This is a genomic window from Streptomyces sp. NPDC001068 (genome assembly GCF_042897315.1).
Taxonomy (GTDB): Bacteria; Actinomycetota; Actinomycetes; order Streptomycetales; family Streptomycetaceae; genus Streptomyces.
The window spans coordinates 1-13,206 of the sequence record NZ_JBIAYD010000027.1 but is presented as its reverse complement, the minus strand read 5'-3'; the positions used below and the strand labels follow the sequence as shown (position 1 = coordinate 13,206).

The 13,206-nt window shown below is 71.4% G+C and carries 14 protein-coding genes; 6 read left to right on the top strand and 8 right to left on the bottom strand.

The genetic code is table 11. From position 1 onward, the window contains the following. Nucleotides 1–330 precede the first annotated feature (330 nt). On the top strand, nt 331–2,112 hold the full coding sequence (locus ACFY3I_RS42230; protein ID WP_390866278.1) for an ABC transporter ATP-binding protein: 1,782 nt from the start codon (nt 331–333) through the stop codon (nt 2,110–2,112). A gap of 15 nt (nt 2,113–2,127) precedes the next feature. Here the strand turns inward: ACFY3I_RS42230 and ACFY3I_RS42225 are convergent, their stop codons facing one another. The 8 genes from ACFY3I_RS42225 to ACFY3I_RS42190 form a co-directional block, all read right to left on the bottom strand. After that, nucleotides 2,128–2,730: a PH domain-containing protein gene (locus ACFY3I_RS42225; protein ID WP_390866277.1), complete on the bottom strand. Its 603-nt coding sequence runs from the start codon at nt 2,728–2,730 to the stop codon at nt 2,128–2,130. 73 nt (nt 2,731–2,803) lie between these two features. Next, nucleotides 2,804–3,514 carry a PH domain-containing protein gene (locus tag ACFY3I_RS42220; protein ID WP_390866276.1) on the bottom strand — a complete coding sequence of 237 codons (711 nt, stop codon included), beginning with the start codon at nt 3,512–3,514 and terminating at the stop codon, nt 2,804–2,806. A gap of 95 nt (nt 3,515–3,609) precedes the next feature. Beyond that, nucleotides 3,610–5,061: a sensor histidine kinase gene (locus ACFY3I_RS42215; protein WP_390866275.1), complete on the bottom strand. Its 1,452-nt coding sequence runs from the start codon at nt 5,059–5,061 to the stop codon at nt 3,610–3,612. Beyond that, nucleotides 5,058–5,792: a response regulator transcription factor gene (locus ACFY3I_RS42210; RefSeq protein WP_390866274.1), complete on the bottom strand. Its 735-nt coding sequence runs from the start codon at nt 5,790–5,792 to the stop codon at nt 5,058–5,060. The genes ACFY3I_RS42215 and ACFY3I_RS42210 overlap by 4 nt, the downstream gene beginning before the upstream one ends. A 106-nt stretch (nt 5,793–5,898) precedes the next feature. Then, nucleotides 5,899–6,132 carry a hypothetical protein gene (locus tag ACFY3I_RS42205; RefSeq protein ID WP_390866273.1) on the bottom strand — a complete coding sequence of 78 codons (234 nt, stop codon included), beginning with the start codon at nt 6,130–6,132 and terminating at the stop codon, nt 5,899–5,901. Nucleotides 6,133–6,184: 52 nt separating this feature from the next. Beyond that, the gene (locus ACFY3I_RS42200) at nt 6,185–7,252 is read right to left on the bottom strand and encodes a S1C family serine protease (RefSeq protein WP_390866272.1); all 1,068 of its coding nucleotides are present in this window, start codon (nt 7,250–7,252) and stop codon (nt 6,185–6,187) included. Nucleotides 7,253–7,526: 274 nt separating this feature from the next. Continuing rightward, nucleotides 7,527–8,549, bottom strand: a complete 1,023-nt coding sequence (locus tag ACFY3I_RS42195) for a LacI family DNA-binding transcriptional regulator (RefSeq protein ID WP_365289844.1) — start codon at nt 8,547–8,549, stop codon at nt 7,527–7,529. 107 nt (nt 8,550–8,656) lie between these two features. Then, nucleotides 8,657–9,445, bottom strand: coding sequence for a response regulator transcription factor (locus tag ACFY3I_RS42190; protein ID WP_390866271.1), 789 nt, complete (start codon nt 9,443–9,445; stop codon nt 8,657–8,659). A 179-nt stretch (nt 9,446–9,624) separates the two neighbouring features. Between ACFY3I_RS42190 and ACFY3I_RS42185 the strand changes: the two genes are divergently transcribed. The 5 genes from ACFY3I_RS42185 to ACFY3I_RS42165 all read left to right on the top strand — a co-directional run bounded on the left by ACFY3I_RS42185 (nt 9,625) and on the right by ACFY3I_RS42165 (nt 13,010). Next, a complete protein-coding gene (locus ACFY3I_RS42185) occupies nt 9,625–10,461 on the top strand; it encodes an alpha/beta hydrolase (protein WP_390866270.1) in 837 nt (278 codons plus the stop codon). 74 nt (nt 10,462–10,535) lie between these two features. Next, on the top strand, nt 10,536–10,790 hold the full coding sequence (locus ACFY3I_RS42180) for a MoaD/ThiS family protein (RefSeq protein ID WP_365289839.1): 255 nt from the start codon (nt 10,536–10,538) through the stop codon (nt 10,788–10,790). A 9-nt stretch (nt 10,791–10,799) separates the two neighbouring features. After that, nucleotides 10,800–11,870 (top strand): hypothetical protein, encoded by a 1,071-nt coding sequence (locus ACFY3I_RS42175; RefSeq protein ID WP_390866269.1) that lies wholly within the window; start codon nt 10,800–10,802, stop codon nt 11,868–11,870. 118 nt (nt 11,871–11,988) lie between these two features. Next, nucleotides 11,989–12,726 (top strand): DUF2993 domain-containing protein, encoded by a 738-nt coding sequence (locus tag ACFY3I_RS42170; RefSeq protein WP_390866268.1) that lies wholly within the window; start codon nt 11,989–11,991, stop codon nt 12,724–12,726. A 203-nt stretch (nt 12,727–12,929) separates the two neighbouring features. Next, a complete protein-coding gene (locus tag ACFY3I_RS42165) occupies nt 12,930–13,010 on the top strand; it encodes an Ms5788A family Cys-rich leader peptide (protein WP_350751515.1) in 81 nt (26 codons plus the stop codon). Nucleotides 13,011–13,206 lie beyond the last annotated feature (196 nt).

The window sequence follows — 13,206 nt, the reverse complement described above, 5'->3', positions numbered from 1 at the left end:
CTTCGGTCCGTTCGGCACGTAATGTTTTCCATGTCGAAAGCGAACGGCGCAGACGACAGAACGAAGGAGAACGGCATGAGTTTCCATAAGATCGCCCCGGTCAAGAAGCACCACAAGCCCGCTCCGGCCCCGAAGAAGCCCGCGCCGAAGAGGCCGGAGCCGAAGCGTCGCCCCGTCGGCGATAATCGCTGACAAAGAATTCACAGGCGTAATTCAAAGCAATTCACAGGCCTGCGTCGAGGCGGGGTCACCGGTTGAGCACGGTCGTGCCGGTGACCCCGCCTCGGCCCTGTCCGGGCCCGGACGGATGACGGAAGGGAGTCGTCGACCATGAGAGAAGCCCGGGTGGCCGTCCGCCGCTTCTGGCCGCTGACCCGCGGCGACCGAAGGTGGCTCGTCGCGGTCATCGCCTGCGTGGTGGTGGCCGCGCTCGCCGAGACCGCCGCGATCCTGCTCTTCGCCGACCTCACCGACAACGCCCTGGCGACCGGTTCGCTCACCGCCTTCTGGGGACCGGCCGGTGCCTGGCTGCTGGTCGCCGCGGTGGGCGCGTCCGTCGGCTACCTCGGCAACTCGCTGGCCGCCTGGACCGCCGAGAGATTCGTCCTGCGGCTGCGCGCCAAGGTCTTCCGGCACCTCCAGGACCTGCCCCCGCACTTCTTCCAGAGCCACCGCCGGGGCGACCTGGTGGAGCGCCTGACCGGCGACGTCGAGGCGATCGAGCAGATGGTCGTCTCCGGTGTCGTCGGCACCGTCGCCGCCGCGTTCTCCGCCGTCTTCTACGCGGTCGCCGCCTGCTGGCTGCGCTGGGACCTGGCGCTGGCCACCTTCGTCCTCGCGCCCCTGTTCCTGCTCGCCGCCCGCCGTTTCTCCGGCCGGATCAGGACGGCCGCCCAGGACGAGCGGGTCGCCGACGGCGCGATCACCTCCGTGGTCGAGGAGTCCCTCGGCAACATCGTCCTCACCCAGGCCTACAACCGCCGCCGGGACGAGGAGAAGCGCCTCGACACCGAGGCCAGGGCCTGGATGCGGGCGAGCGTGCGCGGCGCCCGGCTCGGCGAGATGTACGCGCAGTCCGTCGAGGTCGTCGAGACGCTCTGCGTGCTCGCCGTGATCGGCCTGGGCGTCTGGGAGATCTCCGCCGGCCGCATGACCCTCGGCCAGCTGCTCGCCTTCGCGGCCTTCCTCGGCTACCTCTACCCGCCCGTCCGCACCCTCGGCGGGCTCGGCCTCACCCTCACCGCGGCCACCGCGGGCGCGGAACGCATCGGCGAGATCCTCGACGCCGAGCCCGCGGTCACCGACCCCGTCCGTCCGGTCGGCCCCTGGCCGGTGCGCGGCCGGATCGTCCTCGACGGCGTCTGCTTCCGCTACCCGGGGGCCCGCCGCGACTCCCTCCGCGACATCGACCTCGCGGCCGGACCCGGCGAACTGGTCCTGGTCACCGGCCGCAGCGGCGCCGGCAAGTCCACCCTCGCCAAGCTCCTCACCCGCTTCTACGACCCCTCGGCCGGCGTGATCCGCCTGGACGGCGTTCCGCTTCCGGACGTGCCCCTGGACTTCCTCCGCGAGAACGTGGCCCTGCTCCCGCAGCAGACCCTGATCCTCAACGGCACGGTCCGCGAGAACATCGGGTGCGGCCGTCCCGGCGCGACGGACGAGGAGATCGAGCAGGCGGCCCGTGCCGCCGCGGCCCACGAGTTCGTCGCGGCCCTCCCCGAGGGCTACGACACCCGTATCGCCCCCGGCACGGCCGCCCTCTCCGGCGGCCAGCTCCAACGGATCGCCATCGCCCGCGCGATGCTGCGAGCCGCCCCGGTCCTCGTCCTGGACGAGCCGACGGCCGGCCTGGACGCGATCGCGGCCCGCCAGGTGACAGCCCCGCTGCGCAGGCTGATGGCGGGCCGTACGACGATCATGATCACGCACGACCTCGCCCTCGCCCCGGACGCCGACCGCGTCCTGGTCGTCGACGGCGGCCGCCTCGTGGAGGCGGGCACGCACGCCGAACTCCTCGCCCGGGGCGGCGCCTACGCCGCCCTGGCCCGTCCCCTCCCGGAGACGATCGCACCGGCACCGGTGCCGGACGAGACGATGATCCTCAGGTGGTAGCGGCGCACCGGTGGTTCAGTGGGAGACCAGGACGGCGACGACCGCCGTGATCACCACCGCGATCGCCAGCCCGACCGCCATCGACCACGTCTTGCGCCGCGCGATCCGCCGCACGATCTGCTCCTCGACCGCCGGGCGCAGCTCCCAGTCGAAGCCGCGGTACGGAACGGCGGTCAGGCAGATGTCGGTGATCTCGGCGTACGGGTCGTCCAGCTGCCAGTTGTTGAGCTGCGGCAGCGGGAACCGGCGTCCGTCGAAGTCGTACAGGTAGACGACCCAGTCCGGGTACGTCACCCCGGAGGTGCCGCCCGGGACCCGCTCGACCCGGATGCCGTACACCTCCCGCCACGCCCAGGTCCGTGCGCGCAGGGCCCACTGCGCGGTGACGCCCTGGGCCGTGATCCGGGTGTGTGCCCGGTACTGGTTCAGCGGGACCATCACGAGGATGATCAGGAACAGCAGCCCGAACAGGAGCGAGCCCCAGACACGCAGCCCGGTGTCATCCGTGTAGATCCGTAGGTACGATCCGCCCACAATCGCGGCCAGCACCAGGAAGTACCGCCGCGGCAGTCTGCGCCGTCTCCGGTACACGCGCTCCACGCCCGTCGCCTCCCCCATCGAGGCCCCCCTCCTCAGACCCGCACCGAACTGGTGCGCGGCTGAGGAGAGGATAAGACCACTGACTGTGCGGTCAGTTGGCGGCCCGGGTGGTCCAGTACCACTGGAGTACGGCGCTCAGCGCGACGCCCGAGGCCACCGGCACGCACACGATCAGCAGGAAGGGATGGTCCGCCCGGTCCGCGAACACCAGCGCCAGGCTGACCACGAACATCACCACCATCATGGCGACGGCTCCGTACCCGCCCCACAGCCGTGCCCTGCGCCGCAGGGCCCCGCGCCGGATCCGCTCCTCGACGTCCGGGCGCTGCTCCCAGCCGAGGCTGCGCTGCGGGTCCGCGGTCAGGCACAGCTCCGAGACCTCGGCGTAGGGGTCGGCCAGCTGCCAGTCGTCGAGGTGCGGGAGCAGGAAGCGGCGGCCGTCGAAGTCGTACAGGTAGGTGAACCACCGGGGGCCGTTCCGGCCGGAGCCGCGCGGGAGCGGCTCGACCCGGATGTCGTACACCTCGGACCAGGCCCAGGTACGGGTCCGCAGCGGGCTCCGCGCGGTGATCCCGGCACTGGTGACCCTCGTGTACGCCCGGTACTGCTCCAGCAGGACCCGCGTCAGGGTCACGACGAACAGCAGGATCATGACCGGCGGCCCCCACCGGAACCCGCCCCCGCCGTCGGGCCGGCCGGCCTGGAAGAGCGCGTTGAGCAGCACCACCCCGAGCAGCAGCAGATACGCGCCGGGTGGCCTCCGCCGCTTCCGGTACTCCCGCTCGAATCCGCCCTCGTCCACGCCCGAACCCCTCCCCGCGCGCACCGGACGGGTGCGCGACTGGGGGAGAGGATAGGCCGCCTCGTCGCGGGGTCTTCGGGCAGGTCAGGAGACGGCTACGAGATCTCCGGGGGAGCCGTGGGCGCGCCCGGCAGCCGTACGGTCGCCACCGTGCCGCCGCCGCTCGCGCGGGACAGGGTGACGTCGCCGCCGGCCTGCTGGACCGTGCGGGCCACGATGGAGAGGCCGAGGCCGGAGCCGGGCAGCGCGCGGGCGCTCGGGGAGCGCCAGAAGCGGTCGAAGACGTGCGGGAGTTCGTCCTCCGGGATACCGGGGCCGTGGTCGCGGACGGTGAGGACACCCTGGTCCAGGGCGACGTCGACGGTGCCGCCCTCGGGGCTGAACTTCACCGCGTTGTCGAGGATGTTGACGATCGCCCGTTCCAGGGCGGAGGGCTCGGCGCGGACGAACCACGGCTTGACGTCGGCCGTGATCTTCAGCTCCGGACCGCGCAGGCGGGCACGGACCAGGGCGGCCTCGACGGTGTCCTGAAGGGCCACCACCTGTACGCGTTCGCCGCGCTGGCCCTCCGACCGGGACAGCTCCTGGAGGTCGCCGATCAGCGACGCCAGCTCCGTCATCTGCGCCTTCACCGAGGCCAGCAGTGCCTTGCGGTCCGCCGCGGGGATCGGGCGGCCCGTCTCCTCGCTGCGGGTGAGGAGTTCTATGTTCGTGCGGAGGGAGGTGAGGGGGGTGCGGAGTTCGTGACCGGCGTCGGCGATGAGCTGCTGCTGGAGTTCCCGGGAGCTCGCGAGCGAGGTCGTCATCGAGTTGAACGACCGGGACAGCCGCGCGATCTCGTCGTCCGCGTCCTCCTCCACCGGGATGCGGATGCTCAGGTCCTCGGTCCGGGCGACGTGTTCCACGGCGTCGGTCAGCTCGTCCACGGGCCGCAGCCCGGCCCGCGCGACCGCGAGCCCGGCGGCACCGGCCCCCACGACTCCGATGCCGGAGACGAGGAGCAGGATCAGGGCGAGGTCGTTGAGGGTCTTCTGGGTGTTCTGCAGGGGGACGGCGACGACGAGTCCGACGTTGGGGCCCCGCTGAAGGGTGTCGGTCTGAGTGGCCAGGGACAGGGTCATCACGCGCAGCTCGTTGCCGTCTCCGTCCGTGCCGTTACGGAAGTTGAGCTGACGGAGGTTCCCGGCCTTGATGACTTCCTCGTCGGCCCGGGTGACCTTGATCTTGCCGGTCGAGTCCCCGAACAGACAGATCTTGCCGTCCTCCGTGACCAGCTGGCCGTAGTTCCTCCGGAAGCCTTCGTCCTCGGGCACTGTGTCCGTACAGGCCAGGAGCGTGTTGCGCAGCTGTCCCGCCGGGTACTGAGGTGGCCCGTGCAGCAGCCCCTTGCCCAGGTCGTTGTCCAGCTGTTCGTAGAGCTTCCCCTGCACGATGAACCAGCACGTCACCGACACCGCCGCCACCGCGAACGCGACGGCCGCCGCGACCAGCATGGACAGGCGGGCCCGGATCGGGAGGGTGCGCAGGCGGCGGGTGAGGCCGGTCACTCGGCGCCGCCCTGGCGCAGGACGTACCCGACACCGCGCACGGTGTGCACGAGGCGGGGCTCGCTGCCGGCCTCGGTCTTGCGGCGGAGGTACATGACGTAGACGTCCAGGGAGTTGGAGGAGGGCTCGAAGTCGAAGCCCCACACGGCCTTGAGGATCTGCTCGCGGGTGAGGACCTGGCGCGGGTGGGCCATGAACATCTCCAGGAGCGTGAACTCCGTGCGGGTCAGCTCCACCTGCCGGCCGGCCCGGGTGACCTCGCGTGTCGCCAGGTCCATGCGCAGGTCGGCGAAGGTGAGCGCGTCGTCCTCCTGGCCGCCTTCGGCGAGGGTGCCCGCGTAGGAGATGCGGCGCAGGAGGGCACGGATGCGGGCGAAGAGTTCGTCGAGTTCGAAGGGCTTGACCAGGTAGTCGTCCGCCCCGGCGTCGAGCCCGGTCACGCGGTCGCCCACCGTGTCGCGGGCCGTCAGCATCAGGATCGGGGTGGTGTCACCCGCCCCGCGGATCCGGCGGGCCGCTGTCATGCCGTCCATCCGCGGCATCTGGATGTCGAGGACGATCAGGTCCGGCTTGTAGGCCGTGGCCTTCTCCAGCGCGTCCGCCCCGTCGACGGCGACCTCGGTCTCGTATCCCTCGAAGGCGAGGCTGCGCTGGAGGGCCTCGCGCACGGCCGGCTCGTCGTCGACGATCAGGATGCGCTGGGGGTCACGGTCGCCTTCTGCGGGGCTCATCGCTCGCGATTCCTCGGGGTGTGGAGTTCGGGGGTGGGGTGGCGCGTCACAGCCTCGCATGTTTCCGGGCTGTCTGGTATGCACGCCGGTGGGGTGGTACGTGCCCCTACACGCACACCAGGGTCATGCGGCTGAGCGGCACCTTGCGCTGGTGCGGGCGGTCCGCGGTCACGCGCAGCCCCATCAGCTCGGGGGCCGGCACGATCTCCGGGGTACGCGGGGCCGGTGCCGGGGTCATCGCCGCCCTGGTCGGCGCGCTGAGGTCGTACGCCACCTCCAGGGCGAGGTCGAAGCCGGCCGGGCTGTCACCGCTCGTGTGGTGCATAACCTGCTCGATCATGACGTTCTCCCTTGCGTTCGGTGTGATCGTTGTGTGCTCGTGGTGCCGTTCTTCAGCTGGTGGAGCCCGCTCGCAGCTTGGCGAGGTCGGACTTGACGGTGTTGATCGGGATGGCGAAGCCGAGGCCGACGCTGCCCGCGTCCGAGGAGGACGACGAGGAGCTCGAACTGGCCGAGTACATTGCCGAGTTGATGCCGATGATGTTGCCGCCGGCGTCGATCAGCGCGCCGCCGGAGTTGCCGGGGTTCAGCGAGGCGTCGGTCTGGATCGCCTTGTAGGTCGTCGTGGACGAGCCCGTGTCCCCGTTGAACTGGCGGCCGCCGAAGGAGAACGGCCACTGGCCGTCGCCGCCCTGGCTCTGCTGGTCCTGGCCCTCGTCGGTGGCGACGGTCACGTCCCGGTCGAGCGCGGAGACGATGCCGCTGGTGACGGTGCCGCTGAGGCCCTCGGGGGAGCCGATCGCGACGACCGTGTCACCGACCTGGACGCCGTTGGAGTTGCCGAGGGCGGCGGCCTTGAGGCCGGAGGCGCCCTGGAGCTTGACGAGGGCGAGGTCCTTGGCGCTGTCGGTGCCGACGACCTCGGCGGTGTAGGTCTTGCCGGTGCTGGTCGTCGCCTTGATGCTCTGGGCGCCGGAGATCACGTGGTTGTTGGTGACGATCTCGCCGTTGCGGCTGATGACGACGCCGGAGCCGGTGGAGGTGCCGTTGTCGAGGGTGGCGGTGATCTCCACGACGCTCGGGCTGACGGCGGCGGCGATCGTGGCGACGTCGCCCTTCTTGCTGGAGGGCACCACGCTGGTGGTGGTGCTGGAGGAGACCGCGTCGCTCTTGCCGGTCAGCTCCTGGAAGGCGTAGGCGGTGCCGCCGCCCACGGCCGCCGCGACGATCGCGACCGCGGCGAGCAGGGCTATCGGGCCCCCGGTGCGCTTCTGCTTCGCGTGGACCGAGTGCGGTTCCGGGGCCGTGTGCGGAGTCGGCTGGTGGGCCGGCGGCGGCGGCCATTCCGGGTTCACGGGAGCGGAGGCGTACTGCTGCTGGGGGTACGCGCCCTGGTAGGCGTCACCCTGGGGACCCTGCGGGTTCTCGTACTCGCCGCTGCGGCGGAGGCTCTCGGTCATGACATTTAGCTTGTCCCGCGACCATGAGAGTCGGCTGAGGGCCCGCTGAGAACGCCGCGAGAACCGCGTTTGCCCGATATAAGGAACCTTCGCGCAGGTCGGGCCGGTCTCTCAGACGCCGTTCATGAAGGCTTCGCGGCGGGGTGCGGCCCGGTGGGGGCCTTTCGCGCAGTTCCCCGCGCCCCTGCAGGGGCGCGGGGAACTGCGCGAGCAACCACGACGCACCCGCGGCCGACGGACCACCCGCACCGGACCACCCGCACCCGCCGAAGAGCTACCCGCAGCCGCAGGACCCCCGCACCACCAGCCGTGAGGGGAACGTCTTCAGCCGTTCCCGGCGCGACCCCGCCACCCGCAGTCCGTCGTCCAGGACCAGGTCCACCGCCGCCCGGGCCATCGCCGGGCGGTCCGATGCGATCGTTGTCAGCGGCGGATCCGCCAGCCCCGCTTCCTTGATGTCGTCGAACCCGGCCACCGCCAGCTCTCCCGGCACCTCGATGCGCAGTTCGCGGGCCGCCCGCAGCACGCCGATCGCCTGGTCGTCGGTGGAGCAGAAGATCGCCGGCGGCCGTTCGGGGCCGGCCAGCACCTCCAGGGCCACCCGGTACGCGTCGTACCGGTTGTACGGAGCCTCGAACAGCCGGCCCTCCGTGGTCAGGCCCGCCTCCGCCATGGCCCGCTTCCAGCCCTCGACGTGGTCGGAGACCGGGTCGCCGACGGCCGGGGTGTCGGCGGTGCCGCCCATACAGGCCACGTAGTCGTAGCCGTGCTCCAGCAGGTGCCGCACGGCGAGCTGGGCGCCGCCCAGGTCGTCCGTCACCACCGCCACGTCGTCGATCGCCTCGGGCCGCTCGTGCAGCAGCACCACCCGGGCGTCCCAGGCGTCGATCTCGGCGGCGGCCAGGTCGTTCAGGGCGTGCGAGACCAGGATGAGGCCCGAGACCCGCATCCCCAGGAACGCCCGCAGGTAGTGGACCTCACGCTCGCCGACGTAGTCGGTGTTGCCGACCAGGACCATTTTCCCGCGTTCGGAGGCGGCCTGTTCCACCGCGTGCGCCATCTCGCCGAAGAAGGGCTGCCGGGCGTCCGGGATGATCAGCCCTATCAGGTCCGTGCGCCGCGACGCCATCGCCTGGGCGACCCGGTCGGGCCGGTACCCCAGCTCCTTGATCGCGGCGAGGACGCGCTCGCGCGTGGCCGGTGCGACCGGCCGGGGTCCGTTGTTGATGACATAACTGACAACGGCGGTCGAAGTACCCGCCAGCCGCGCCACATCATCCCGAGTCACCTTGGGCACGCGCGGAGTCTACGCGGATGGACCCGCCCTGGGCAGGGCGTATCGCAGCTTCGCTTGCGGCAGCAATGCCCCGTCCGGGTGACGGCCATGCCGCCCCCGGAGCCTCGCTACGCCTCGGCCGGTACCTCGGTCGCGTCCGGGGCCGCCGAAGCGTCCGCATCCTCCGGCTTTGGCACCTCCGCCCGCGCCCTGGCCCCGTCGCCGGCCCGGTCGCCCCGGTCCCCCTTCTCCGGGGTAACGAAACGATAACCGACGTTCCGGACGGTCCCGATCAAGGACTCGTGCTCCACGCCGAGCTTGGCGCGCAGCCGTCGTACGTGGACGTCGACGGTACGGGTGCCGCCGAAGTAGTCGTACCCCCAGACCTCCTGGAGCAGCTGTGCGCGAGTGAACACCCGGCCGGGGTGCTGGGCCAGGTATTTGAGGAGCTCGAACTCCTTGAAGGTGAGGTCGAGGACCCGTCCCTTGAGTTTGGCGCTGTACGTCGCCTCGTCCACGGAGAGGTCGCCGTTGCGGATCTCCATGGGGGAGTCGTCGTTGACGATCTGCTGGCGGCCCATGGCGAGGCGGAGCCGTGCCTCGACCTCGGCCGGGCCGGCGGTGTCGAGCAGGACGTCGTCGATGCCCCAGTCGGCGGTGACGGCGGCGAGGCCGCCCTCGGTGACGACCAGGATCAGCGGGCAGCCGGGGCCGGTGGACCGCAGCAGCTGGCAGAGGCTGCGCACCTGGGGCAGGTCGCGGCGGCCGTCGATGAGGATGACGTCGGCGCCCGGGGTGTCGACGAGAGCGGGGCCCTCGGCCGGAGCGACCCGCACGTTGTGCAGGAGCAGCCCGAGCGCGGGCAGCACCTCGGTCGACGGCTGGAGGGCGTTGGTCAGGAGCAGCAGAGAACTCATACGACTGGTTCCTCCTCGGTCCCTGCGAGGACTGTGTGCAATGACACTGCGCTGCGCTCCCGAGCCTCCGTACAACCGGGGTCACCTGGAGTTTCCCGCTTCGTATACAGAGCTTCCGAAAGCACAAAAGGACCCGGTGGCGGCGCTGCCCGAGTCCTCTGCACAGCAGAATAGCCCACATGAACAACGGTCCGGCAGGTCATGTGGCACGTTCCGGCATTCGTCCGAACTGTGAGACGAGCAGAAGCACTCCTATCCGGACGTTCCTGCGCACGGACGACGGGATTTCCATCGATTCCGTATACGATCCAGCCTCCGTCGTATACGACGGCTCCCGGCCACCCTCCCGTGACCTGGTGTTCGTCCTGGCCCACGGTTTCACCGGCGACGTGGACCGGCCACACGTACGACGGGTGGTGGCCGCCCTGACGGATTACGCCCCGGTCGTCAGCTTCTCCTTCCGGGGCCACGGCCGCTCCGGCGGCCACACCACCGTCGGCGACCGGGAGGTCCTCGACCTGGCGGCGGCGGTGCGCTGGGCGCGCGGCCTCGGAGCCGCCCGGGTGGTGACCGTCGGGTTCTCGATGGGCGGCTCGGTGGTGCTGCGGCACGCGGCGCTGAACGCCGGGGTGGACGCCGTGGTCTCCGTCTCGTCGCCCGCCCGCTGGTACTACCGGGGCACCGCGCCCATGCGCCGCGTCCACTGGCTGGTCACCCGTCCGGCGGGCCGGCTGGTCGGCCGTTACGGCTTCCGCACCCGTATCCACCACCGCGACTGGGACCCGGTGCCGCTGTCCCCGGTGGAGGCGGTGCCGAGGATCGCTCCCACCCCGCTGCTGATCGTGCACGGCGACAGCGACGGCTATTTCCCCCTCGACCACCCCCGCATGCTGGCGGACGCCGCAGGTGGCGCGGCCGAGCTGTGGCTGGAGCCGGGCATGGGGCACGCCGAACACGCGGCGGGCGACCGGCTGCTGGCCAGGATCGGCGACTGGGCCGCTTCCCGGGCGGGCTAGCCTGAGCCTGCAAGACTGCTACACAGCCGACTGAATGTTCCCACCGGTTCCCACCGAGTCTGTCGAGGAAGCTGATGCCCAAGGTCACGGTGCGCTACTGGGCCGCCGCGAAGGCCGCGGCCGGCATCGCCGAGGAGCCGCACGACGCGGACACCCTCGCCGAGGCGCTGGACGCGGTGCGCGCGCGACACCCCGGTGAGCTCGCGCGCGTCCTGAGGCGCTGCTCCTTCCTCATCGACGGTGACCCCGTGGGGACTCGCGAGCATGCGACGGTACGGCTGGCCGAGGGCGGCACGGTCGAGGTGCTCCCGCCGTTCGCAGGAGGATGAGCGAGACCCATGACCAACCAGCCGCCGTACGAGGGCTACGACCCGTACCAGCAGCAGCCGGCGCAGCCCCAGTGGGGCTACGAGGAGCAGCAGTACGCCACGCAGCAGTGGCAGGGACAGACCTGGGAGACGCAGACGCACGCACCGGTGCAGGCGGCGCAGCCGCCGGCGGCGGAGACGGCGTACATGCCGCCCCAGCAGCCGTACGCCCCGGCCCAGCAGCCGCAGCAGCCCGCCTTCACGCAGCAGGCCCAGCAGGCGGCGCCCACGCCGGGCCCGTCCGCCGAGGCCGGCGCCGGCTACGGTCCCGCGACGCTGGCCGGCAACGCCCGCGTCACCGACGCGCAGCGGGCCCGCCTGGAGGGCCGTTCGCCGATCATCGAGCCGGGGATGCAGCCCGCCCTGCTGACCGGCGTACTGGGCGTGCTGCTGGCGGTGGCCGCCCCGGTCTCCTCGTACGCCCTGGTGGTCCCCCTGGTGATCCTCCAGGCGGTGACGGCCGCGGGCTGGTTCCGGCTGAACGGCATGTGGCCGGCCCGGCAGGGCATCGCCCTGGCCTTCCTCGGCGGGCTGGCGGCGGACGCCGCGGTCCTGGTGGCGGGCCGTGACCAGGCTCCGGCGGCGATCCTCGGACCGCTGGGCGTGTGGGTCCTGCTCTCCCTGGTCCTCCAGCTCCGCTCGCACGCGGACCCCGACACCCGTATGTACGGACTGATGGCCACGGTCGCCTCCTCCGCGCTGACGATCATCGCGACGGGCTTCCTGGGCGCGGAACCGGACGCGGCCTCGGTGGGCGCGGCGGCGGTCGCGGTGGCGGTCGTGGCCCGGGCGCTGCCGCTGCCGACGGTCGCGTCGGTGGCCGTGTCGGTGCTGGCCGCAACCGGTGCGGGCATCGCGGTCGGCGGCATGACCGGGATGGACACCAGGGGCGCGCTGATCGGGGCCGGTGCCGCGGTGTGCGCGCTGGCCGGGCACCGCGCGGCGAGCTACGACTACCCGTCGAGGTTCGTCCACTTCACCGCGGGTGTGGCGCTGCCACTGGCCGCGGCGGCGCCGGCGGTGTGGATCCTGGGGAGGTAGCACCCGGCCGTGCGACCGGCTCTTGTCACAGGTGTTCGACAATTTCCCGGTCGCCGTCCCGCGCGGGGTTAGCGTGAACCCGCCGTTACCCAACGCCGACCCGGGGGACCCCACCACCATGCGAGCCCTGCGTATCTTCTTGATCGTCGTCGTCGTACTCGGCGTGCTCTTCGTGGTCGTCGACCGTGTCGCCGTGCACTTCGCCGAGGGTGAGGCCGCCGGGAAGCTGAAGACGTCGGAGAACCTCGCGAGCACGCCGGACGTCTCCATCGAGGGCTTCCCGTTCCTCACCCAGGTGGCCGGCGGCACGCTGGACGACGTGCGGGTCGGCATCAAGGACTACGACGCCACCACCGGCACCGCGGGCAAGACGATCCGTGTCGAGGACCTGAAGGCCGACATGAAGGGCGTCACCTTCACCGGTGACTACAGCTCGGCCACCGCCCGGACCGCCACCGGCAGCGCGCTCATCTCCTACGACGAGCTGCTGAAGAACGTGGACACGCAGCCCGCCGACCTCGGTCTCGGCTTCACCGGCAAGGTCGTCGGTCTCTCCGACGGCGGCAACGGCAAGATCAAGGTCACCGTCGACATCACCGTCCCCGGTGTGGACGCCCACCAGAAGGTGACCGTCGTCAGCTCGGTCGCCGTCAAGGACAACGCCGTGCAGGTGCACGCCGACAACCTGCCCAAGCTCGCGGGGGTCGGCCTGGTCGAGAGCCGGCTCCGGCAGGCCTCCGACTTCCAGCAGGCGATCGACCAGCTCCCCGGTGGCATCCGGCTGGACAAGGTGGAGGCGGCGGCGGACGGCGTGGAGATCGGTGTGAAGGGTTCGAACGTCCGGCTGGCCGGGTAGCCGTCACCCGTTCGGCGGTCGACGCCGTCGTCCATCTGTCGAGACGGTGACGTCCGTACCGTAGATACGGCGACGGGCGCGGTACGACGGCCGCGGCCCGGTCATGCCTCGGACCCCGCAACCGTCCCGCAATCCGGACGATCGCGTCTCATCATGCGACATGCCGGTGACATGCCCGGTCATCCGTCCCTACGATCGAGCCCATGAAGCGTCAGGCGGATCTCACGAAGCGGCGGGCAGTCGACCTGTGCCGCGTCGCCGCCATGCTCTGTCGCCCCTTCTGACGGTGGAGGCCGCTGCTGCCTCCGCATCCCCTCGCCCTCCCTCGCCGAGGGCACCCGTGCGCGCCCACGCGCACCCACCCGCACGCACCGCCGCACCCGCCCCGGAGGAGAAAGAGCATGAGCCGCAGCGACGTCCTGGTCGACGCCGACTGGGTCCAGGACAACCTGGACAACGCCGACATCGCGATCGTGGAGG